19 protein-coding genes are annotated in these 22,664 nt (G+C 46.8%); 5 read left to right on the plus strand and 14 right to left on the minus strand.

Features of this window, described 5'->3' with window-relative positions; all coding sequences use genetic code 11:
• On the plus strand, positions 1-283 hold a 283-nt coding region (locus tag KVT36_RS23335; RefSeq protein ID WP_217605863.1), incomplete at its 5' end, for an SDR family NAD(P)-dependent oxidoreductase.
• 274 nt (positions 284-557) lie between these two features.
• A complete protein-coding gene (locus tag KVT36_RS23340; protein WP_217605864.1) occupies positions 558-2,927 on the plus strand; it encodes a TonB-dependent siderophore receptor in 2,370 nt (789 codons plus the stop codon).
• Between the two features lie 761 nt (positions 2,928-3,688).
• On the opposite strand, the gene KVT36_RS23345 is transcribed toward KVT36_RS23340, so the two are convergent.
• The 3 genes from KVT36_RS23345 to KVT36_RS23355 all read right to left on the minus strand — a co-directional run bounded on the left by KVT36_RS23345 (position 3,689) and on the right by KVT36_RS23355 (position 5,996).
• Positions 3,689-4,384, minus strand: coding sequence for a LytTR family DNA-binding domain-containing protein (locus tag KVT36_RS23345; protein WP_217605865.1), 696 nt, complete (start codon positions 4,382-4,384; stop codon positions 3,689-3,691).
• Complete coding sequence (locus KVT36_RS23350; RefSeq protein ID WP_217605866.1) at positions 4,381-5,421, minus strand: sensor histidine kinase; 1,041 nt, start codon at positions 5,419-5,421, stop codon at positions 4,381-4,383. Before KVT36_RS23350 ends, KVT36_RS23345 begins: the two co-directional genes overlap by 4 nt.
• 188 nt (positions 5,422-5,609) lie before the next feature.
• Positions 5,610-5,996: a response regulator gene (locus KVT36_RS23355; protein WP_217605867.1), complete on the minus strand. Its 387-nt coding sequence runs from the start codon at positions 5,994-5,996 to the stop codon at positions 5,610-5,612.
• Positions 5,997-6,410: 414 nt separating this feature from the next.
• Here KVT36_RS23355 and KVT36_RS23360 point away from each other — a divergent pair, with 414 nt between their 5' ends.
• Complete coding sequence (locus KVT36_RS23360; RefSeq protein WP_217605868.1) at positions 6,411-7,112, plus strand: sterol desaturase family protein; 702 nt, start codon at positions 6,411-6,413, stop codon at positions 7,110-7,112.
• 243 nt (positions 7,113-7,355) lie between these two features.
• Here the strand turns inward: KVT36_RS23360 and KVT36_RS23365 are convergent, their stop codons facing one another.
• The 7 genes from KVT36_RS23365 to KVT36_RS23395 all read right to left on the minus strand — a co-directional run bounded on the left by KVT36_RS23365 (position 7,356) and on the right by KVT36_RS23395 (position 15,487).
• Positions 7,356-8,528, minus strand: a complete 1,173-nt coding sequence (locus tag KVT36_RS23365) for a glycoside hydrolase family 76 protein (RefSeq protein WP_217605869.1) — start codon at positions 8,526-8,528, stop codon at positions 7,356-7,358.
• A gap of 226 nt (positions 8,529-8,754) precedes the next feature.
• Positions 8,755-9,105: a DUF488 domain-containing protein gene (locus KVT36_RS23370; RefSeq protein WP_217605870.1), complete on the minus strand. Its 351-nt coding sequence runs from the start codon at positions 9,103-9,105 to the stop codon at positions 8,755-8,757.
• A gap of 63 nt (positions 9,106-9,168) precedes the next feature.
• Positions 9,169-9,642: an FABP family protein gene (locus tag KVT36_RS23375; RefSeq protein WP_217605871.1), complete on the minus strand. Its 474-nt coding sequence runs from the start codon at positions 9,640-9,642 to the stop codon at positions 9,169-9,171.
• A gap of 139 nt (positions 9,643-9,781) precedes the next feature.
• Positions 9,782-10,885, minus strand: coding sequence for an SGNH/GDSL hydrolase family protein (locus KVT36_RS23380; protein ID WP_217605872.1), 1,104 nt, complete (start codon positions 10,883-10,885; stop codon positions 9,782-9,784).
• Positions 10,886-10,913: 28 nt separating this feature from the next.
• Complete coding sequence (locus tag KVT36_RS23385; protein ID WP_217605873.1) at positions 10,914-12,434, minus strand: DUF5010 domain-containing protein; 1,521 nt, start codon at positions 12,432-12,434, stop codon at positions 10,914-10,916.
• Between the two features lie 220 nt (positions 12,435-12,654).
• Positions 12,655-13,500: a family 16 glycosylhydrolase gene (locus KVT36_RS23390; protein WP_254640167.1), complete on the minus strand. Its 846-nt coding sequence runs from the start codon at positions 13,498-13,500 to the stop codon at positions 12,655-12,657.
• Complete coding sequence (locus KVT36_RS23395) at positions 13,490-15,487, minus strand: glycoside hydrolase family 97 protein (RefSeq protein WP_217605874.1); 1,998 nt, start codon at positions 15,485-15,487, stop codon at positions 13,490-13,492. Before KVT36_RS23395 ends, KVT36_RS23390 begins: the two co-directional genes overlap by 11 nt.
• Positions 15,488-15,662: 175 nt before the next feature.
• Here KVT36_RS23395 and KVT36_RS23400 point away from each other — a divergent pair, with 175 nt between their 5' ends.
• Entirely contained in the window at positions 15,663-16,055 is a 393-nt protein-coding gene (locus tag KVT36_RS23400) for a response regulator (RefSeq protein ID WP_217605875.1), read from the plus strand.
• Here KVT36_RS23400 and KVT36_RS23405 read toward each other — a convergent pair whose 3' ends face one another.
• The 4 genes from KVT36_RS23405 to KVT36_RS23420 all read right to left on the minus strand — a co-directional run bounded on the left by KVT36_RS23405 (position 16,056) and on the right by KVT36_RS23420 (position 20,338).
• Complete coding sequence (locus KVT36_RS23405) at positions 16,056-17,003, minus strand: glycosyl hydrolase family 18 protein (protein WP_217605876.1); 948 nt, start codon at positions 17,001-17,003, stop codon at positions 16,056-16,058. It abuts the gene before it with no gap.
• Between the two features lie 59 nt (positions 17,004-17,062).
• Positions 17,063-19,381: a DUF4185 domain-containing protein gene (locus KVT36_RS23410; protein ID WP_217605877.1), complete on the minus strand. Its 2,319-nt coding sequence runs from the start codon at positions 19,379-19,381 to the stop codon at positions 17,063-17,065.
• 66 nt (positions 19,382-19,447) lie between these two features.
• A complete protein-coding gene (locus tag KVT36_RS23415) occupies positions 19,448-19,810 on the minus strand; it encodes an AraC family ligand binding domain-containing protein (RefSeq protein ID WP_217605878.1) in 363 nt (120 codons plus the stop codon).
• 12 nt (positions 19,811-19,822) lie between these two features.
• Positions 19,823-20,338 (minus strand): hypothetical protein, encoded by a 516-nt coding sequence (locus tag KVT36_RS23420; RefSeq protein WP_217605879.1) that lies wholly within the window; start codon positions 20,336-20,338, stop codon positions 19,823-19,825.
• 157 nt (positions 20,339-20,495) lie between these two features.
• On the opposite strand from KVT36_RS23420, the gene KVT36_RS23425 reads away from it, so the two are divergent.
• A complete protein-coding gene (locus tag KVT36_RS23425; protein WP_217605880.1) occupies positions 20,496-22,649 on the plus strand; it encodes a GH92 family glycosyl hydrolase in 2,154 nt (717 codons plus the stop codon).
• Positions 22,650-22,664: the final 15 nt, after the last annotated feature.

The raw sequence follows: 22,664 nt of genomic DNA on the forward strand, positions 1-22,664 counted from the left end.
AGCGGCATTAGATGCCATAACGTTTTCTTTGTCGAAAGAATTGGGAGCAAAAACCATTCGTATCAATTCTATTTTGCCGGGAGCTACGGAAACAGAAGGAGCAAGCAGTGCGGGTGTTACTACCGGTAGTGAGGATGAAAAATTGTTTATTGCCAATACACCGCTTGGGCGTAGAGGGCAACCCGAAGATATTGCGAAAGCCGCCGTTTTTCTTGCTTCGGATGATGCAGCCTGGATTACGGGAGAACAAATTTCCGTTTCCGGTGGTATGTACGGTTTTTAAATCAGCAATAACCCAAAGCCATAGATACACAAGTTATCTGTGGCTTTTTTTTAAAAATCACTTCTTTAGCCGCAGCTGGTCTTCCACTTATTGATAGGACAGCCGTTGCCGTGTATGCTATTGACCATGCTCATGGGGATCTAACCTGCTCAAATACAATACGAAGCCAAAAGGCCCTCAATTTTTCCGGATTTCGTAAATCTTTTTCCGGATCGGATCACCTACCCCTCCCATTCCGCCGGACCTTTGCGCCTTGAAACGATATCACTATAGAATGAAGTATTACTTATTATCAGCCCTCTTTTTATTATGCACACTGGTGGCTGCCGCACAGGCGCAAACCGGCACTATTAAAGGAAAGGTACGTACTGCCGACGGGCAGCCGGCCGGATTTGTAACCGTAGGCATTGCCGGCACCAAAATAGGCGCTATTACTACTGAAAGCGGCGCCTACCAGCTGGACCGTCTGAAACCAGGCACCTATACCGTGCGCACCAGCGCTGTAGGCCTGCTGACACAGGAAAAAACCGTAACCGTAATTGCCGGTCAGATAGTGACCGTAGAAGATATTAAGCTGGAAGAATCTGCCTCCAAACTTAAAGAGGTGGTAATTGAAGGACAAAAAACCAACTATAAGCCCAGCGAAGTATCCAATACCCTGCGTTTAAAAACATCCCTGCTGGAAACACCGCAGAACATACAGGTGATCAGCGGCAAGCTGATTGCCGACCAGCAGATCACCGATATGCTGGAAGGCGTAACCCGCAATGTGAGCGGCGCTACCCGCGGCGAACACTGGGATAACTACGCCCGTATCTATATGCGCGGCTCCAACATCCCTGCCTTCCGCAACGGTATGAATGTAACTATGCCCTTTGGCCCGATGACGGAAGATATGAGCATGGTAGAACGGATTGAATTTGTAAAAGGCCCTGCCGGTTTGATGATGGCCAACGGGGGGCCCGGCGGTTTTTATAACGTGGTAACCAAAAAACCTACCGGCATTACCAAAGGCGAAGTAGGTGTTACTTTGGGCAGCTATGACCTGTACCGCGCCACCCTGGATCTGGAAGGTAAGCTGAGCAAAGACGGCAAGCTGCTGTACCGTCTGAACCTGATGGGACAATCCAAAAACTCTTTTCAGCAAATTGACTACAATGAGCGCTACTCTGTAGTGCCGGTGCTTACCTATAAGCTGGACGACCGTACTTCCCTGACCGCGGAGTACACCTTCCAGTATTCCAAGGTACAGATGATAGGCGCTAACTACCAGTTTTCCCGTAAAGGTTATGCTGACCCGGATGTACCACGCAGCTTTACCACCACCGCGCCTACCCTGCCCCCTTCCAAAACCAATGACCATAGCCTGCTGTTAAACCTGCACCACCAGATCAATGACGACTGGAGCGTAACGGCACAGCTCATGTACGAGAACTATAAGCTGAGGGGCAGCTCCGTATGGCCCGGTGTACAACCCGATTCAGCCGGTTACATGCGCCGCGCTATGACCATATGGGATGTGGATGCCGTAAACAGGCTGGGACAGATCTACGTAAACGGTGAAGCCCATACCGGTAGCATAACCCACCGCCTGCTGGGTGGTATAGATGTTGGCGAAAAAAATAACTACTCCGACTACGGCCAGTTTAAATACATAGACGCAGCCAATACTTTTAATATCTATAACCCGCAATATGCCGCTACTGCAGATATTACGCCGTTCGACCACAGCGTTCCTGTAAGCCAGCGCACCGGGCCTGATGCATCCGTTTTTACCACCCTGCAATCTTACAAAGGCATTTACGTGCAGGATGAGCTGCGTTTCCTGCAGGACCGCATCCGCCTTACACTGGCCGGCCGTTATACCTACTCAAAAGATAATGACGGTTCTGAAGTGGAATCTAAAAAATTCACACCGCGTGTAGGCTTAAGCGTAAGCCTGGACCGCAATACTTCCGTATATGCGTTATATGACCAGGCGTTTGTGCCTACCGCAGGTTATGACAGCGCTAAAAGCCGCTCTTTTGTACCGGTAACCGGCGATAACGTGGAAGTAGGTTTAAAGCGCGACTGGTTTGGCGGCCGCTGGAACAGCACCCTTTCCGCCTACCGCATTTACCGCAACAATACGGTTACCGGCGACCCGAACAACATTAACTGGTCAACCCAGCTGGGGCAAACCCGCACACAGGGTATTGAGCTGGATATCCGCGGCCGCATTGTAAAAGGCCTGGATGTAACCCTCAACTACGCCTATACGGATTCCAAGATCACCGACGATACCAATAAAGGCAATATAGGCCAGGCCACACCCGGTACTGTCCGCAACATTGCCAACGGCTGGCTCTCTTACCGCCTGGAAGAAACTAAGCTGAAAGGTTTGGGTATTGCCATTGGCGCACAATACCAGGGCGGCCGTTTTGCATGGTATTCCTTTACCGGCGAAACCCCGCTGGAAGATTATTTCCGGATGGATGGCAGCATTTCGTACCAGGGTTCCCGTTACAGCGTTAGCCTGAACGTAAACAACCTGCTGAGCAAATACCTCTATTCAGGATCTATCCTGAATGATGGCGCGCCGTATTACTTCTGGATACCGGAAGCACCGCGGAACTTCCGTTTGAATGTAGCTTACAGGTTCTAAAAAATAATAAGGGCTGACCAGAACGGTCAGCCCTCTTTCATTGTGTGCCCCCACGATTGCTAATGTTGTTCAATGCTGTTCTATATAAAACACGATAGTGATAAGCTGAATAAAAAAAGCCGGCGCTCCACATAAACTACCCCCATCATACTTGTACCATTCAAGAGCACCGGCAGCATTTCACCCCAGTAAACAATAAAAATTGGTTTTGTCCCCCTGTTATAATATCTCACCTAATTTTTTCTAATTTTTACAGATCCCTGCCGGATGGCTGCAACGACCGGCTGTGCAACGGTACATTGCAGCGCATTCCAACAGTGTTTCATTTTCAAGGCTGCTGCGTTGAATCAGGCATAGGGCAGACAGACCCACTTCGAAATAAATTCCACATCCTTAATGTTGGCATAGGTTACGACACACACAATTGGCGCCAGGGAACTCTTTCGCCCCTCCAGATACTCAAATGTTGCCGCTCCGCTGGCGCCCGGTGTACTGCTAATGTTGTAGGTTTGGCTGTTGGTGTATAGCGAGCTGGCAAGCAACAATCATTTCCTGTTCTCCTGTGTAAGCCTGGTTACTATCTGTCGTTCTTTCTGATACAAAGATGAATTAAATGTGAACACGGCTTTTAATAATTGGGGTGAATGCACTGGTTTCTGTGGTATTTCATTTTAAAGCAGGGTTCAATTATTCCTGATACGAATAATCACAGCACACAAATAGTATTGATAATAATAGGAAACGCAGTATGGCAGGCAGTTCTATCGGTTCATCAGGTGCATGAACTCATCTTCATAGTTATTGCTTAAGGGAACTTCTTCCCCGCAGTGCAGTACGATCATTTTGTTACGCACGCCAGCTACCTGCGATAAGGGTACTATAAAGGAACGGTGCACACGTACAAATACAGGAGCGGGTAATTTTTCCAGGATGGCTTTCAGGGTCATTCTTACTATTACGGGGTTCTTATCTTTCAGGTGGATCTTTAAATAATTATCCAATCCCTCCATAAAAAGAATGTCGGAGAAATGAATTTTTACCAGGCCATAATCCACGCGCAGGGTAATATGATCGTTACCCGGTACGGCAGCCTTTTGCCGCAGCTCATGCGCCATATTTGCTTTTTCTATTGCTTGTGTAAAACGCTGCAGGGTGTAGGGTTTTACCAGGTAATCCACTGCGCTGAGGTCATAGCTTTCCACCGCGTATTCACTAAAGGAAGTGGTAAAGATAACCATCACCCGGGCGGGCACTCTTTTATAGAAGTCCATACCGTTTACAGAGGGCATGTTAATGTCCAGTAACAGCAGATCTACCGGGTATTTTTCCAGGTATTCAAAAGCTTCTCCGGCTTTAGTAAAGGTTTTTTTCAGGTCTACAGTAGGATTATTCGCGCAAAAACCTTTAATAATTTCCAGCGCTGGGGGTTCGTCGTCCAGTGCAATAGCAGTTATCATAGCAGTTCCATTATCAGTGTCACCTGGTAGTGGTGCGCGTCTTCTGTTATTTCCAGCTTATGTTTACCGGGATACAACAATTCCAAACGTTCTTTGGCATTGTACGCCCCTATTCCGCTGGAAAATGAATGCTGCGGCAACACTACCTTATAGTTATGCACTGATAAATATAAGGTTTTTTTGGACACTTTAATGTGTATGGATACCTGGGAAGCTGCTTCGGGGTTAACGCCGTATTTAAATGCATTTTCAATAAAGCGGATCAGGATCAGCGGGGCAATAGCTGCCGGCGCGGCCTCTTGCTGTTCCAGGGTATAGCGGATCACTACGGTATCCCCTAAACGGGAACGCTGCAGCTCAATATAATTCCCAAGGTACTCCAGCTCTTTCTGCAATGGAATATTCTGATCTCCTGATTCCCTGAACACATAACGCATGAGACCGGAAAGATGCACGATGGAATCTGCCGTAGCATCATCCTTCCGTACCGCCAACGCATATATGCTGTTTAAGGTATTGAATAAAAAGTGGGGATTGTTCTGCGCCCGGATAGTGGCCAGCTCCGCGGTCTGCCGGGCGCTTTGCTCTTTATACCTGCGGCGGCGGATCCGCAGCAATAAAGAAAAGAATACCACTGCAATAAACAGGAACACCTGGTGTTTCACCTCTGCCAGGAAAGGGCCTGGTGGCGGCGGCGGCAGCTGCGCATCCATTGGCGGATAAGCTGCGGTGCCCTGCAGGAAAGGATTTCTGCCCGTTAAAAGGGAAGGCAGTAAACAGATCACTATAAATCCCGCCAGGATGCTTAACAGGTATGACAGGCATTTCTGTTTAAAGTAAAGCCGGGGTATTATTATAAAATAATGGAGATAAAAGAAACCGAGCATCAGCGCATTGCCTATAAGATCCCGCTGCATAGGTTTGGAAAAAAGGAAGGCTGCCCGGTCCGGCGGACCAGTATATAACCAGATCGGTTGGCTCAGGAATAAGACACAACCAATTATGTGCAGGATGGCATAGCGGTTCAGCACCTTCATTTGGATGTAAAGTGCTGCGATTCTGTGGTTCAGGCTCCACTTTTGGGGTAAATTGTGGAAATGTTGGGGTATTTGAATGGAAATGCTCTTAAAAAGGAAAAGGCCGTAATAATACGGCCCTAACCTATTCCTCTACTTTACTTAGTCAATTATATACACCGGCGGATGTACCGCCTGTATGCTGTTAATTAATTATTCAGCAGCCCGTTAATGCACTGGCAAAGCTGCGCTTTTGTAAAAGGCTTTTCCAGGAACATATCTGCGCCCATTTCAATGGCTACATCTTTTGCTGCAGGGTCCATACCGGAGATCATAATGATCTTGGTGGCCGGGTATTCCTTTTTCAGGAAAATAATAAAATCCAGCCCGAAACCATCCGGCAGGCGGTTGTCCAGCAGCACTATGGCCGGCGGTTGTTGTTGAAAATATTCCACAGCATCAGCAATAGTTTTTACATGCTCGATCTCCATTTCTTTACCGTCCAGTAAAAGGTTGATCAGTAAACACATTTCTCCTTCATCCTCAATGATTAAGAGTTTCTGCTTTTGCGTAGTAGCGGTAATAGTATTGGTCATAAAAATGGTTTTTAACGGTCTGACTAGGTTGTTAAGTGTATATATAAAAAATCATACCAATACCGATGGGTGGTTTGGGGAACAAAAAAGCGGCTGCCCATGTACTGGCAACCGCTCAAAACTACAGCTATACTAATTACTGATGGAAAACTTTACAAAGCTTTATACCGGAAGTTGTAATAAGGGAATGCTGCGCCGGTTACCCCGTTCTGGAAATAGAGGTGACATAGACCGGTACGATGTTTTTGTGAAAGGTTATACGCTGTTGAATGTATCGCCTGGCAGGGTAATATCGGGTGGGCTGATGTGGCGGTTGGGGAAGTTATTTTCCGGGTCAAGCAGCAAGCCCTCAAAAACATTTTAAACTTAAAAATAATATATAAATTGTAAAGAAATATATAATTTCGGGTAGTTATGCCCGTTATTCTCGAATACCTGTTACATCTTTCTATACCAGCCCGCTGGGCTATTTTCCTGGCGGAGAATGTACTGATCACTTTCCTGGTGCTGCTTATTGGTAACGCAGTACTGAAAAGGTCCGGTGTGGTAGAAAGCACCATTACCTCCCGCGATTGGTGGTATTGTGCGCTTACCAATGTGCTGAACACCGTGGTTACCTATGCCGGTTACTGGCTGTGGGAAAAGGGTATTATAAGAATTACCATGGAGGAATCCTGGCAGATAGTTATCCATTTCTTATTACTATTCTTTGCCATGGACCTGCTGATGTTTGTATTTCACTATCTCATTCATAAGACCTTTTTGTTTAAAGCGGTGCATCATTTGCATCATGAATCAGTAGATCCCTCTCCTATTGACCTGTTTGTGCTGCACCCGGTGGAGACCATAGCGTTTGGCAGCCTGTGGGTATGCTTACTGATACTATTCCCTTTTAATATTTATGCGATCGCTATTTACCTGGCAGTGAATGTTATTTTTGGATTGGCCGGCCACCTGGGGCTGGAACCGCTGCCGGAAGAGCTGCGGAATAAACCGGTGCTAAAGTATTTGGGTACTTCTACGTTTCATCATAACCATCACCGGGACGTGGAATATAATTTTGGATTTTATACGAGCATCTGGGACAGGATGCTAGGGACGTATAAGCGTTATTGAATACGACATGAAACTTCCAATTATACATGGTTATATTGACCGCAGGATCTTAGTTAATTTTACAGCCGACCCGCAAGTTGTTCAGCACATTATTCCTGGACCGTTCAGACCGAAGGTCGAAATTTATCTCGCTCACCGCAACTTCTGTATATTTATCACCTTTATAAATTTCCAGGATCTCAAAGGTAAGCACCAGATCTTTAAAAAAGCCGGCACGAAGGCCGGCCTTTTCTTCTTTAAACATCAAAACAACCACACCCCGTTCATCATGGCTACCCCACAGGTGGTTTCAAAAGCATTTACATAACTGTCCGGCGTTCTGCGCCACCACTGGCCCCACATAAGGCCGCTGGAGTTCCGGTAGTTCCAGGCTTCTGCCGCATTGTAATTAAGCCAGGAGGCATAGGTGCTCTGGTATCCCTGGTCATGTGTGAACTTACATGCCCAGCGTGCAAAAATGGACTTAAAGCCCTGGCAATCTTCGTTATCATATTCATCCGGTAACAGGCCCTGTGCATTACACATGCTGTTTTTCGTATAGTCCATGGCTTTAGCGCCCATTGCCTTGTAGTTATTGGAAGGATAGGCATTGTGCAGTAAGTTGCAGGCGCCTATAAAAGTACCTTGCGTGTAGGTGCGGGTGCCTTCGGTAATATTGCCGGCGGCATTCATAGCGCCTGCAAGCGCCCCGGTACCGGAATTATATAATTTGCTCACCATCCAGTCCATGATCATTTTAGCTTTGTCGCGGTAGCTGACATCGCCGGTGGCCTGGTACAGGTACATGGCGCAAATGGCTGCAGGCGCATTCACACAGGCATTTTTGGTGTTATTGGCGGTGGTCCACCATAAACCGCCCCCCAGGTTGGTATCCCAGGCACGGTTCCAGACCATGTCGAAGTTGTTTTTGGCCATATCTTTCATGCCGCCATCATTGGTGAACTGAAATGCGCGGATACACATCAGCGCCCCCCAGATCACATCATCATTATAAATGTTGGAGCTCCACAGCAACCCGTAACCATCCCTCATACCATTATACAGGTATACCATTTTGTTTTTGAGATCAGGATCGTTGCTAATCGTATAGGCATCTATGATAGTTTCAATGGCCTCTGCCTGTTTCCAGAAATCCATTCTGCCAGAGTGATTAACATCGGAATAATAATACGCCTTAAAAGAAGAGCCATAAGTGCCGTACTCATGATAAAAGGCATTGTTATAACATTGCATGGCCAGCAGCGCTTCTGATTTTACCGGCTGTACGGAGCTGGCAGTTACCGCGCTTTCACTGGCGCCGTTAGCGGACATTTTTTCTAATTCTTTTACTTCCTTTTTAGCGCAACCGGTAAAAGTGAGGGTCAACAAGAGGGCAGCCAGGGCTTTGCTGCGGTTTACAGATAGTGGAATTTTCATGTTTTTCAATTTTTATGGTAATGAAGAATTGTGCTACATGCTTGTTTGGGTGGGTCCAGCCTTACACAAAGGGCAACAGTACTGCGCGCTCACGACAGTGGAACCGGGTTTTCAGAACAGGTTGTAAATAGAGGACAGGTATAGGAGGAGGAATTACTTACAGGGGAATGAATTTTTTTTGGGGATTAATCTTCTTTGTCTTTTTTGAATATTTACACGCAGGCAATCACTTACCCTTCTCCACATACTCCTGCAACACCAATGCATGATTATGTTCCTCATCCTTTGCCGCATACAAAAATGTTACGGTCTTGTGTTCCCGTATGCAGGACAGCAGCTCTTCCACTGCCGGTGAGGCCTTTAATTCAGCATGATACTTTTTGCGAAATGCTTCCCAGTTCCCCTCCTCGTGATGGAACCATTTCCGCAATTCCGTAGAAGGCGCTATTTCCTTCATCCATTCATCAATATGCGCGTCTTCCTTTTTAATGCCACGCGGCCATAAACGGTCTACCAGTATGCGGTAACCATCGGTCTTTGAAACAGGATCGTAGATCCTTTTTATATGGATAGCCATACAAATGTTTTTTCAAAGGTAAGCATCTATACTGTTATACGGGATGCCTGAGTTTGATGCCCTCTAAAATTCAGCCCTTTCCAGGTCAGCCAGTAAATGATTTTGAAAATCAGTCGCATAGGTAGCCATATTCAGCTCATAATGAAAGCTATTAGCATTTACGGTAAAAACCCTTTGTGAGCGGATACTCCTGGGATCATTTAAAATAGCTGCGCTGTTAAAAGTAAACGTTTCATTCTCCGCTTGCACCAGCTCATATGTTTCCATACGCCCGCCTACCTGCACGCTGTACAGCAGGATCTTATCTTCCTTTAGTATAATGAACCCGGTATCCCAGAAAACGGTGTGGCCATTCTTTTCCGTATGGTTCTTATACCATGTTTTTTGCCGGAAAAAGATAACGTCTTTGTACTCATCCGGTATAAATTCCAGCTGCTCCGTGTAAGCAGTATCGTCAATGGTAGGGAATTTTGCAAATCCCTCTCCTGCCCATTTACCGGCGAACAGGCTTTTCATTTTCAGCAAGGTATCTTTCATAATTGTAGTACTGATTTACGTACAAAGTAACAGCGCTTTACGGATCAACACTTCATTGGCCAATGAAGTATGACTGTAAAAAAAGACGGCTGCACCATTGCTGGTACAACCGCTCCACTAATAAACCATGCAGGGTCTACTATGGTTGAGCGCCACCGCTAAGGTAAGGCGCCAGAATAAGTTTCAAACGGCCCGCAGCTTTTATATGCCCGCTTACACTGGGATGTACATCCGTATTATTCGTATAGTCCGGGCTGTTACGTGTAAGCCATCCATCTGTATTAATATAGTGCACCTTGTTATCCCCGGCTGCTATTCTTGCATTTACGGCGGCCAGTGTTTGTGCGGCTTTCACGCCAAAAAAGGTGCGCATAGCAAAAATGTGCGCGTTCGGGAATTTAGCCCTTACTTTTCCCAGGAAGGAGATGTAAGTGCTTTGAAACAGGCTGTCAGGCACCTGTGTGCTTTGATCGTTCTGCCCAAGATTAATCACCACCACTTTAGGCGTATACCGGGTAAAATCCCAGTCCGGCGAGTTCGTGAAGGCCAGCGATTGCTGTTTGAAATACTGGATCTCCATGCCGGTCTTATTGGCATTGATGCCAAAGTTATTGGTGAGCGCTATACCCGGATAGGCGATCTGGGTATGTTCAGCCCCTAACGCCTCCGAACATACCCAGGCGTAGTCAGAAACATTGGCCTGGTCATCCGTATAACCGGCCGTAATAGAATCGCCTATGTATTCTATCAGGTCTGCTCCTGTCTGCGGCGCACTGGTGGCAGCGCCGGCATCCAGTATTAACCCCTGAAAAATGAATACATAGCTGTAGTCTTTCCCCTGTGCTACTGACAAGGTATGTGTGCCGCTGGCCAAGGGTGTGGGCGTAAGGCTCACCGTGCCGCTAACGCCTTTATAGCTTACCCATGGGCCATTATCAATTTTTGCATAGTAGTTGGTGTTATTCCCCACCTTAATTTTAACGGTAGTGCCGGTAAATTTCACTTTAATATAAGCGCCGCCCCAGTCGCTTTCATACTGGGTGGTATTACTGAAATTCCAGCGGCCAAAATATCTGATGTTGGTATCGCCCACTGCTCCGGGCGTTACAAGTGCGGCATTTGCTTTTACCAGTTCTTTGTTCTTCGTGGAATTACCCCCTTCAGCCGTTAACAGCTGCTGTTTGGCGCATCCCAGTGAAAGGCTGATAAGCCCTATGCATAAAAGATTCTTTAGTGCTTCCATTTTCTGATATGGCTTTTATAGGTGAATATTATTGCGCAACTACATTAAAATAGTTAATGGCCGGGTTACCGCTCACGATCTGCAGACGTACTGTATGCAGGCTGTTGCCGGCAAAAGAGATAGTACCTGCATCGGCAGTAGCATAGCTGCCGTTACCGGTAACCGGCAGGTTAATAACAGGCTGGCTAACTCCATCTACAATAAAACGTACGGAGCCTGCCTGGTTAGAGGAATACCTGACCTGGAAACGGGTAGCTGCCAGCAGAGGCAGCTCTCTCCATTCCAGCCATTCGCCGGCCTGGGTGTTGGTTACGTGCCAGCCGCCATTTGCATCGCCGGTTTTAACAACGTCAATATTCCCGTCGCGGTAGGTATTGCCGCTGTTGCCGGCCGACAGATCATTGTAATAATCACAGCCCTCTGCTTCTACTTTTAAATTTCCATAGGCTTTATTGGTATAACGGCGCAGGATATTGATGCGCTGGTTGGGATAGTCATAATAGACTGTATCCTTACTGCGCCATACACTGGTATTTTCCGGCCAGTCTGTAAACCCTTCTACCAGCGTGATCAGAGCACCTGCATTGGCAGTATTGCTAAGGCCTGTAATAAAGGTTTGCCCGTGATTGGCATCTATAAACATATTGGTGGTGGCGGTTACTACCCGGAAGCCCGGTACAGCCGTACCTACTTTCACATTATTAAAGGTGCTTACCCGCCAGGGGTTAGCCATATTGAACCAGGGGTTTACTGCGTCAATTACTGCAGGGTCATTACACTGCTGATCAAACTGCAGCCAGGTAGGGTCTACAACAATGTAGGGGTTAAAACCAAAGCTGGCCTGGCATTGGGCGCGCACATACTGCACTATCTTTTTCAGGTTACCATTTCCCTGGTTGGTGCAGAATGCATTGGCTACGCTCCAGAACATAATGAGCGGGCGCCCGTTTATTTTAAAACGCTTTGCATCTGGCACCGCCGTAAAAGTAGCTTTGATGTCGTAGTCCCAGATATATTTGTAGTTGGCAGTATTACCGCAGTCAAACAAGGGCGTGTAGTCGTAACCGTCGCCATTATCCAGGTTACGGGCAGCAGTCCAGGAGGCAGGGTTATCATCAAAAATGGCGATCTTAAAAGCATTGCTCAGGCCACGGCGGTCCATAGCAGCTACCAGGCTGGTAAGCCTGCGCGGATCTCCTGCATCCCGGCTGTTATTGGGCGTATATCCACGCAGGGTAGGCGCTACAAAATCTACCCCGCTGTATGCAATTTCCTCTGCAATGTTGTCCCACCAGTCATTATCATTGTCAGTGGATTTAAAAATGGATAAATTATAACAGATGTTGCCACCTGCGCCCGGAGTTTTTCCGCCCAGCCTGGCGTCATGGTCAAAACCCATGGTTACGCCAACATACTGGCCGGGGCCAATTTCAGTTTTCACCGGACGTGTATCGGGATCATCCGTTAATGGATCTTCTTTGACCTCTTTTTTACAGCTCGCGCCAAGGGTTATAATGGTGAGCAGCAACAGTACATTCTTTTTTGCCATAAGATAGTAATTGATTAAGGGTGAAACGATATGGTTTATATTATATAAAATGGAGAAGGCGTGGAATTATGAATATGGTTATGCAAAGTAAAGCCGGGGGTATTAATATTCGATTAATAACGCATTAACGGAGCGGTGAATTTTGAATTTTTTTGAAAAAAAAAAGGCAGCCATCATTCCCTGACGGCTGCCTTTTAATATCCCGATAGTTACCTGTTATTTAAGGTGCCTTCTTCTGGTACACCCGCACATAATCCACCTCAAACTTTGCAGGGAATGGCGTTTTTGAAGTAATGTTCCCTCCGTTCATGCCGCCCATAGCCAGGTTCAGCAGCATGTAATGCGGCTGGTTAAATGGATTTACACCACTGCCATCTTTATTTACCAGCTTATCCAATGTTACTTTATTCATTAACATATCATCCACGTACAGGGCAATGGCAGTTTCATCCCAATCCATACGCCATACATGAAATTTAGCGGACCATATAACGCCGCCCAGAGAATCTATACTCCTGGTTTTGGAGTACCACTCCGCTTTTTTATTGCTGTCCAGGCATGCCACATTTGCCAGCAGCTTGTTCCGGTAATATTCCAAAATGTCAATTTCTCCGTTGGCCGGCCAGTGTCCTTTTACGCCTAGTGTCCACCAGGCAGGCCATAAGCCGGGGCTGATGTCTATTCGCCCTCTCATCTCAAAGCGGCCATATTGCCAGCTTTTAAAGCCGGAAGTATTAATGCTGGCCGATGTGTAACGGATCATTTTATCTTTCTTCCTCCAGTCTTTGCTGCCTGCTTCATAAAAGGGGTTCGGCTTTTGCTCTTTGCGGGCTTCGATGATCAGCAGCCCGTTTTTGCAATAGGCATTTTCCGGCTGGTACCACTGCGCTTCTTCATTTCTTACAAAACCTCTTTCATATCCCCAGTACTGCGGATCCGGCGGGCCATCTTTACTAAATTCATCGGCCCATACCAGCTGGTAAGCGGGTGCCGTAGTATCTTTTTGTGCAAACACAGTAAGCGGCGCCGCATAAAAAGCGAGCAGGAACATCCACCTATTTAGCATGATCAGGATTTATAGTGATTGGTTTTATTATAGCTACATAACCACCGGCATTGCTCATACCGATGGTTAGCGGAGTACCGGCTTTCAGGGTAATGGTAGATTGCTGTACCTTTTTAGGATCCACATCCGCATCCTTTGCATCTGTCCAGATCTGCAGCTGGTAATTACCGGCGGATAAAAAGCCGGTAGGCACTTTAAGCGTTCTGCCCTTGCTGTTATTTAAGGCGCCAATGAACCAGCTGTTGCCGGAACGGCGGGCAATGGCAACAAATTCCCCGGGATAACCATCCAGTACTTGCGTATCATCCCAGGTAGTGGGCACCTGCTGTAAAAAGTTTTCCCCCGGCTGACCGTACACATTTTCCGGTTTTTCACAATTCACCATGAAAGGACTTTCATACACAACAAACTTGGCCAGCTCTGCACAACGCGTATTGGAAACTAAAGTAGGCGTTTGCTGCTTAAACTGCTTTTGCGTTACATTCAAAAAGCCGCCAGGCGTATAATCCATAGGGCCGGCAAGCATGCGCGTAAAAGGCAGCGTGGTATTGTGCTCCGGCGTCATGCGGTTGGAGAATTTATAGTACTCCTCTCCCATCACCCCTTCGCGCGTGATCATATTGGGATACGTGCGGGTAATACCATCCGGTTTATAAGCGCCATGAAAATCCACCAGCAGGTGATGCGCTGCAGCAGCCTTAATGATCTGGTGATACCAGTTCACCATCTCCTGGTCGTCGCGGTCCATAAAATCTATTTTTATACCAGCAATGCCCCAGCTTTCATATAAGGCAAAAGCCTTTTCAAAATTGTTGTTCCGGTTCACATCAGCACTATACAGCCAAAGCCAGCAGCGTACTTTCTTAGCTGCTGCATACTGCAGTATTTCCGGCATATTCAGCTGGGCTGCGGGTTTGGTAATATCTGCCACTGGCTGATTGAAAGGGCCATACCATTGCCAGTCGATCAGCATATAAGGCCATCCTTCCCGGGAAGCATAATCTATATACGTTTTTATAGTGGGCATATCCATTTTTACTTCTCCGCTCCACCAATGGTCCCATGCGCTCATGCCGGGTTTTATCCAGGAAGGGTCTGCAATAACACAGGGTTTATTAAGGTTCTGCACTATTTCAGATTCAATGAGCTTACCGGGTGTTGCTGCCAGCATGATCACGCGCCAGGGTGTGGGCAGGCTATCGTCAAAACGGGCTTTCACGCCATCTTCCGGCTCATGCGGCAATGGCGCCAGTTTGGTAAATAGTGTGATGCTGCTGTCTGCCTGCCGGGATGCGCCTAAATAAAAGCCGGGATAATTATCTATCTCCGCTTCAGTAATGGCTGCCCAGGTATTTTCATTCACCTTTGTCAGCAAAGGCAGCCCGGCCCTGGTGGATATATGCATATCCGTTAGTGTTCTTGCTGCAAATTCAGCCTCCTGGCTGGAGGAATACCCGCCCTTATATTCCGCCATCCAGGCTTTTTGATCGCCCGCAAAACGGAAGCCGGTAAGCTCCTTAGTTATTTGCCGGTTACCCGGCTTTTCACTCCGGTAAAGGGTATACCTGAATGCCACGCCATCATCATATACCCTAAAGCAAAGGCGCAGATGCCGCATCAGGCTATCTTTTTCCGCCAGCTGCAGATTCAGCTCATTGTAATGATTCACAACAGCCGCGTGTTTGATTTTTATTACAGGCTCCCAGGTTTCGTTAAAGGTTGTTTCTTCCTGGCTTAAGACTGTAAAACCGCCCTTCATGGCAGGTTCATTTTTAAGCTCAAATCCCAGGGGGGAAGGTAATATGACCGTTTTACCATTGTAAACAACACTATATCTTACCCCGGCAGCATTGCTAACCTGCACGGTTATATTTTTATTGGGTGAGGTAATGTTATACTGCTGCGCGAAACCTGGCAAAGCAAACAACAGGAAAATGAAAAAGCTGCTTTTCTTGCAACGGGTTGCGCCCCGGATAATACGCTCCATAAGGTACATGTTCTATAACGTGAGATGGGACAATATAGGGGAAAAGCGCAGAAAAATGAAACAAACGTGCTCATCCTTAAACAAATGAAAAATAATTTTATCTGATCATTCATCCCTTATCCGCATTAACTATCTGGCTCAATGCATTACTTTTATAGGATATAATTTTACCCGGATGAGCAATAGAAATGTATTCTTAGTTGATGATGATAACGACGACACGAACATCTTCCAATTTGTACTTACAACCATTGATAATACGGCCCATTTAACCTCAGCCCAGGATGGCGTACATGCGTTTGAGTTAATTAATGGAAATGGCTTTACCAAACCTGATATTATTTTTTTAGACCTGAACATGCCCCGGATGAATGGCATTGAATTTTTAACGGAGATCCGCAAAATGAAAGAATTTGAGGACACACCCGTTATTATTTTCTCCACAAACATCATGAAGGAACAGGCAGCCCAATGCATGGGGCTGGGCGCCCTGGAATGTGTAACCAAACCCGATACGGTGGAGACACAGATAGGCGTAATGAAGGAGCTATTGAAAAAATATGCCTGATCAGCGGATAGCGCGGAAGATCTGGTTCGTATAGGCGGAATCCACATTTCCTGCAAACACCATAATGCCGGCTTTAGTAGCGCCGGAAGGCTCCCAGGCAGCAGCAGTGGTGGCATTGGCCAGGGTATTATATTGTTTGGATACACCGATCATGGTTTTGGATGCCCCAATATAATTAGCCCAGCGGTTAAACCGGGTAGTATTGTTCTGGAAATAACCCATATCCTCCACAAATGAAAAATACTGCGCTACGCTGGTAGATTGCCCGATGGCATAACCTGCCTGGCCGCCGGAATAAATAGCCGCCGTGTAAATGGTATTATTGGGATTGCTGGAAAGCGGGCCAAAGTATTTGCCAAACTCCTTCACCAGGTTAGTGAAATTTGTATTGGCAGGTGTTGATCCCATGTGTTCTACATCCAGGGCTATACCATCAAAATGCAGGGAATCTACAATGCATGTTTTTACAAAAGCTGCAAACTGCACATAATTCAGCTTAGTACCGTTATAGGTGGTAAAGGGCTGCGTGGTGTTCCAGGAAGCAGCATCATCCACATTCATTAATACCTTTACGCCCCTTGCCTGTAAAACCTTTACGTGGTCCCGTATGGATTTATAAGAGTGATAATTGGGATTTACATTCAGGATATAGCTGCTGCTGCTGCTGCCATAGTGAACAGAGTCTGCCAGCTCCCAGGTAGTACCTTCAAACAGTACCACAATATTGGCCTCTTTGGCAAAATTTGTCAGCGGGAGGTTATTGGGGGTTGCATCAAACGCATAATAGGCCACCTTATTATTGGGCGGCGCGAATACCGATGTAATACCTTCATTAGTGGGAACAGGCGGCGTGTTGGCAGGTGTATCATTTTCCTGAACCGCTTGTTTGGTGCAAGCAGCTAAACCGGTTACAAAAAGAACCAGTAAAACAGGGAGGTGCTTTCTCATAAGACAGATAATTAGTTCAACAATTTAATTATAGCCACTGCGATAAAATTGCAGAAGCTTTACCTGACGCCATTCCCTCTATGCAGGACTTCAGGTACCGGTACATGTTGCCGGATCCTTCCCAGGCAATGCGTATCAAACCGTGTAAAATCCACATGCAGGTTTTCCAGGTCTGCTTCCGTGCTGCCTTTTGCCGGCACAATGCCATACATCAGGTTAGCCTGGTAAGGGTTCCAGGTGGAAAGCATAAAATAGATCTTTGCAAAGCGGCCAATGATCCCGGTTTCATAATCGCTTGCCTGGTAAGGCCCGTACTCTCCGCCAGATTCCCCGTACCGGTCGCTATTGCCCCAAAAAGCAGGTTCATTTAATTTATCCGGCGTATTAGCGCTATGCATAATTTTACCGTATCCGTTCGTAAATGGATTGAAGAGCATTTGCTGTTCCGGCCATGGCCCATAAGGAGTATCTGCTGTTCTGAGGATGATGCCCCTGGGATTATCGCTGTTGTAAGTGATCACCCATTGCTGCAGGTACTTGCTGAAACGTACGGAGAACTCGCCTATACATCCCGCGCAGAAAAGCGCTACGGCATCGGCTTCCGCCCCGCTCCAGACAGGCTGGTTAAACGGGTCAGTACCCGCAAAATAAAGAGCGGCCATACTGCCGCTTAAAATATTAGCGAAGGGCAAAAAGGAAAGATATACATCGCTGGAGCGGTACCTGCCGGAACCCCAGATCCATAAACCCGCGCCGCTGTGAATGTTATAACGTGCAGGCTCCTGCTCCGCTACCACAGATACATTGATGAATTTATTGCCGGAGTACGTGCCTATATAACGGAAATTCAAACCCTCATCAGCAGATACGCAAAGAACGGAACGGCCCATAACTGCCGCATTGCCAACTTTAAAATAATTGGAAGAGAAAAACACGTATAGCTGGCCATCCAGGCTAAAACCATCCAGCGGCACATCAAATTCAGCCTGGGTAATATTGTCACCACCACTGATAACAGGCGCCTGGTTGTTAAAGGTAAGATGCAGCCCATCTCTTGCGCAGAGATCCGTAGTGTGGGCAATGGCATCAAAAGTAGTTCGGCCTGCCTCATTCCAGTGGCGGCCCCAGGAATCTCCAAACAGGAAAAAAACCTTAGCATTATGCCGGAAGGAAACGCCCAGATCCGTGCCTTGAAGGCCCAGTTGTGTTTCCGTGCGGTTAAAGGCAAAAGAAGGCTGGCCAGCTGTCCACACAGTACGGTCATACTCACCGGTAAGCTGTACTACCTTTTGCACGTATTTCATTTGCGGGAGCGCAGGCTCTCCTATTATTACTTTGCCGCGCAGCCAGGGAAAAGTAACATCCTCATTCAAATGCCGGTAATGCACTACAGATTGCGAACATTCATCTGTAAGCACTTCAAAATTATGCGGATGCCCGCTGGTAACATAATCGCTGTGAATAATGCAGCCGTAACCGCCGGCAGATGCGGTGATCAGCTGTCCCCTTTGCCAGGGCGTAGTTACATCTGCATTGCTTCTCCAGAAATGCCACAGCTCTTTACGGCCATTACTGCTGAAAAGCGGTACTACTACTTCAAAGTTTCCATGGCCGCCTTCCATAAAATCACTTTGTATAATGGAGCCCGGGCCGGCCACCGCATCCTGCAGGCCGGTTATCCTTTGTCCCCTTTGCCAGGGGGTAGTTACATCCGCATTGTTCCGCCAGAAGTGCCAGAGTTCTGTGTTGTTGCCAACACGTAAGGGTACTACTACTTCAAAATTGCCATGATCGTCTTGTACAAAATCACTTTGTATAATGGAAGCAGCGCCGGCTACCTGGTCAGCGGAGCTGGTTATCCGTTGTCCCATTTGCCAGGGGGTAGTTACATCCGCATTATTCCGCCAGAAGTGCCAGAGTTCTGTGTTGTTGCCAACACGCAAGGGCACTACTACTTCAAAATTGCCGTGGCCGTCTTGTATAAAATCACTTTGTATAATAGATGCAGGGCCGGCTACAACATCCTCCGGGCCGCTTATCTGCTGTCCCTTTTGCCAGGGTGTATTTACATCAGCATTATTCCGCCAGAAATGCCGGAGTACTGTATTATTGCCAATGAGCAAGGGTATCACTACTTCAAAATTACCATGGCCGTCTTGTATAAAATCACTTTGTATAATAGAAGCCGGGCCGGCTACAACATCCTCCGGGCTGGTAATTAGCTGTCCTGGTTTCCAGGTTTCCCCGCCGTTCGCAGCATTATCCCGCCACCAGTGCTGCAGCTTTCCATCATGGTTAATAATAGCGGCCTCAAAATTACCGTGCGGGCCGCCACCCATATTGGATTGTATGAGACTATTGAAGATCCGGGGGGACATATATTTTGTTTTTGAGGGGTTTATATAATGATACAAAATATAGCCGGGATTTACAATGCAGGCGGGTTACTGCCCATTCACTATAAAACCATCGTCTTTCCCGTCTTCCAGCACTACATAAGCGCGTACCCAGCTTTCTTCACTTATCCTGCGCCACTTATGACCTGAGCCGGAGGTATCTGCTGCCACCAGTATATCGCCGGGATGCAGGAGAAAGGTGCTGCCGTCTGTTACGGTAAATTCCAGTGTACCCCTGAGCGTTATAACCACCTGCCTCCTGGGGGCAGGGTGCCAGTCGAATGCAAGCCGGGAGGCTTCATCTTCCTGTATAAAAAAATAATCGGCTGCAATATGCTGCAGCGTGCTGATCTTTCCTTCTTCAAATGCGCTATGGCCATCCGCGGTTGTAAAAAGTCTGTATGCCTTCATCTTTATAAATTCCTATTTCAATCCCTTAAAATGCTGTTCCTGTTCGTTTCCGGAAATACCTGTTTGCTCCCAGCGCTTTCTGATATTCAGCAGCAGCACTAAATACGGGACCTCCAGCAACACCATCAAAATTACGTTCCACATCATAGGTTCAACACGTCTTAATATCCTGTAGATCATAATAAAGGATAAACAGGTATAGAGTATATGCAGCACCGTTACTATTATTCCAATCAATATAGCGCTCTTTTTTTCCAGCCAGATAAAAAGATTGCACAGGAAACGCAGCACGGGAAATGCAAGACCGGTAAAAATGCTAATTAAAAGTATCGGGTCAAACGATTCATACCTGGCCACGTTCAGCCACCGTGTTGAATTAATATAAATAAACGAAAGGACGCCATAAACACTAAAGACCATATAGAACCACACATAGATCTTTAGCGCCAATGGCATTAGCTGACGGCGGCGTACAAAGGTTTGCTGCAGGAAATCCTGGTCAAATATAGTATTGGACTCGTTTTGCATAGGAATGAGAATGTCTGGAATGAAATATACAAATTTATAATATTTATAGCGGTTTTATTACAGGCACGGCGCACGCACTTGCCGCTCCCCACTATATCTATAAACAATCTGGTGGATTTTTATATTTTTACCGGTCCACGAAACTTTACTTGTAAAAATGAAACACCAGGTCAAATTTTTATCCACGTTCGTCATCTTACTACTGGCTGCCGTTAGCGGTAAAAGCCAGTCAGCAACAGGTTATACAAAGTATGTGAACACATTTGTTGGTACTGCGCCGCTTACCGATCCGAAAATTCTGGGGTATACGTTACCGGAAGGCTGGCGTTCATGGGCCGGGCTTACTTTTCCCGGCAGCTCGCTGCCCAATGCCATGGTACAGCTAAGCCCTATTACACAATACGGATCCGGCGCAGGGTATGAATATGAGGACTCCGTTATTTACGGATTTACCCATACCAATAAAGGCCACTGGAATTTGTGTAACATTCCCATTCTGCCGCTTTCTAATCCGGGCGCTACTTTTGGCTCAAGATTTACGCATAGGAAAGAAAGTTCTTCACCAGGCTTTTACCAGGTATACCTGGATGATTATAATGTAAATGTGAACCTTACTTCCACTTTACGCTGCGGTTACCATCAATATACCTATAAGAACAACAGCAACAGGCAAATACTCTTTGACCTGGCTAAAGCCAATAACCGCGTATCCGGCTGGAATATAGAGCAGGTGGGCGCTACCGCCCTGCAGGGTTATCAGCAAACCGGTGAACGGATCTACTTTTATGCTACGCTGAACACGAACATAGAAAGGCTGGAAAAGAAAGCAGAAGGCCAGCGGGAAGGTTATGCCATTGTGCATTTGGCAGATGGCGCTGCTAAACCGGTTGAGCTTAAAATAGGCTTATCATTTGTAAGCATTGAAAATGCCAAACAAAACCTGCAGCAGGAGATCGGTAACAAGTCTTTCACAGACATCCGTACTGAAGCCAACCGGAAATGGGAAACCCTGCTCTCTACCATACAGGTAAAGGGCGGAACGGAAAAACAAAGAAGAATGTTCTACTCCTGCCTGTACCGCTCATTCCTGTGGCCGGCCCTGCGCAGTGATGTGAACGGGGAGTTCACAGATGCAAAGCACAATGTAGTGAAAGCTGATTTCAACTATTACACAGAACCTTCTTTGTGGGACACTTACCGGAATAAAGATGTGCTGCTGGGATTGATCTCGCCACAGGTTACGCTGGATGTAATTAAATCTATGAAAGATGTGGGCGACAAAACAGGCTTCATACCTACCTTCTTTCATGGCGACCATGGCACCTCCTCCATTGCAGGCGCATACCTGCGCGGCATTGATAAATTTGATATAAAGGATACTTACCGGGTATTGCTGCGCAATGCCAATGTAGCCGGAGGCGCACGCCCTTACATTACAGAGTACATTGAGAAAGGTTATATTTCCGATCCTGATGTGCCCAATCCGCATGTAGAAACCAAGGCAAAAGCAGGCGTGTCTAAAACCCTGGAATATTCCTACGATGATTATTCATTAGCGCAGATAGCTAAAAAACTGGACGATACAGCTAATTACAGGATCCTGATGGCGCGGTCAAAAAATTACAAACACATGTTTGACCCTGCTACCCGCTTTATGAGAGGGCGGCTGGAAAATGGTGAATGGATCACGCCGTTCAACCCGCAGTACCCTTATTATGAATATATGTACCGGGAGGCAAATGCCTGGCAGGTATCGTTCTTTGCACCGCATGATATGCCGGGGCTCATTGAGCTGTATGGCGGCAAAGAAGGTTTTGAATCCAAGCTGGATTCCCTCTTTACCCTGCCCTGGAACCCGCAGTACATAGCACGCAATGTGGAAACCATGATAGGCCAGTATTGCCATGGCAACCAGCCGGATCATGAAGCGCCTTTTGCTTATTATTTTATAGATAAACCGGAAAAATCACAAAAGATCATTGATACCATCCTGAATAGCTTATACGGCATCGGGGATGATGGTATAGCGCTCTGCGGTATGGACGATGCGGGTGAAATGTCCGCCTGGTATGCATTTGCGTCATCCGGTTTATACACCTTCTCTGCCACTGACCCGGAATATATTGTTACCGTTCCGCTTTTTGATGAAGTGAAATGGAAAACCAGCACCGGTAAATCACTCACCTTAACTAAAAAGGGAAAAGGCAGGGCATTAACAGCAATTAAAGTGAACGGTAAAGGAATTAAGGGATATTTTGTGCCGCATGAGCTGTTTAAAACCGGCGGCAGTATTGAGATTGTAACGGAGTAATGACGCGAAATTAAT

It is taken from the genome of Chitinophaga sp. GbtcB8, from assembly GCF_019091455.1.
Classification (GTDB): domain Bacteria; phylum Bacteroidota; class Bacteroidia; order Chitinophagales; family Chitinophagaceae; genus Chitinophaga.

Coding starts and splice junctions, on each gene's coding strand:
- KVT36_RS23340 (WP_217605864.1), top strand. CDS start 558: ATGAAGTATTACTTATTATCAGCCCTCTTTTTATTATGCACACTGGTG.
- KVT36_RS23345 (WP_217605865.1), bottom strand. CDS start 4,384: ATGATAACTGCTATTGCACTGGACGACGAACCCCCAGCGCTGGAAATT.
- KVT36_RS23350 (WP_217605866.1), bottom strand. CDS start 5,421: ATGAAGGTGCTGAACCGCTATGCCATCCTGCACATAATTGGTTGTGTC.
- KVT36_RS23355 (WP_217605867.1), bottom strand. CDS start 5,996: ATGACCAATACTATTACCGCTACTACGCAAAAGCAGAAACTCTTAATC.
- KVT36_RS23360 (WP_217605868.1), top strand. CDS start 6,411: ATGCCCGTTATTCTCGAATACCTGTTACATCTTTCTATACCAGCCCGC.
- KVT36_RS23365 (WP_217605869.1), bottom strand. CDS start 8,528: ATGAAAATTCCACTATCTGTAAACCGCAGCAAAGCCCTGGCTGCCCTC.
- KVT36_RS23370 (WP_217605870.1), bottom strand. CDS start 9,105: ATGGCTATCCATATAAAAAGGATCTACGATCCTGTTTCAAAGACCGAT.
- KVT36_RS23375 (WP_217605871.1), bottom strand. CDS start 9,642: ATGAAAGATACCTTGCTGAAAATGAAAAGCCTGTTCGCCGGTAAATGG.
- KVT36_RS23380 (WP_217605872.1), bottom strand. CDS start 10,885: ATGGAAGCACTAAAGAATCTTTTATGCATAGGGCTTATCAGCCTTTCA.
- KVT36_RS23385 (WP_217605873.1), bottom strand. CDS start 12,434: ATGGCAAAAAAGAATGTACTGTTGCTGCTCACCATTATAACCCTTGGC.
- KVT36_RS23390 (WP_254640167.1), bottom strand. CDS start 13,500: ATGCTAAATAGGTGGATGTTCCTGCTCGCTTTTTATGCGGCGCCGCTT.
- KVT36_RS23395 (WP_217605874.1), bottom strand. CDS start 15,487: ATGGAGCGTATTATCCGGGGCGCAACCCGTTGCAAGAAAAGCAGCTTT.
- KVT36_RS23400 (WP_217605875.1), top strand. CDS start 15,663: ATGAGCAATAGAAATGTATTCTTAGTTGATGATGATAACGACGACACG.
- KVT36_RS23405 (WP_217605876.1), bottom strand. CDS start 17,003: ATGAGAAAGCACCTCCCTGTTTTACTGGTTCTTTTTGTAACCGGTTTA.
- KVT36_RS23410 (WP_217605877.1), bottom strand. CDS start 19,381: ATGTCCCCCCGGATCTTCAATAGTCTCATACAATCCAATATGGGTGGC.
- KVT36_RS23415 (WP_217605878.1), bottom strand. CDS start 19,810: ATGAAGGCATACAGACTTTTTACAACCGCGGATGGCCATAGCGCATTT.
- KVT36_RS23420 (WP_217605879.1), bottom strand. CDS start 20,338: ATGCAAAACGAGTCCAATACTATATTTGACCAGGATTTCCTGCAGCAA.
- KVT36_RS23425 (WP_217605880.1), top strand. CDS start 20,496: ATGAAACACCAGGTCAAATTTTTATCCACGTTCGTCATCTTACTACTG.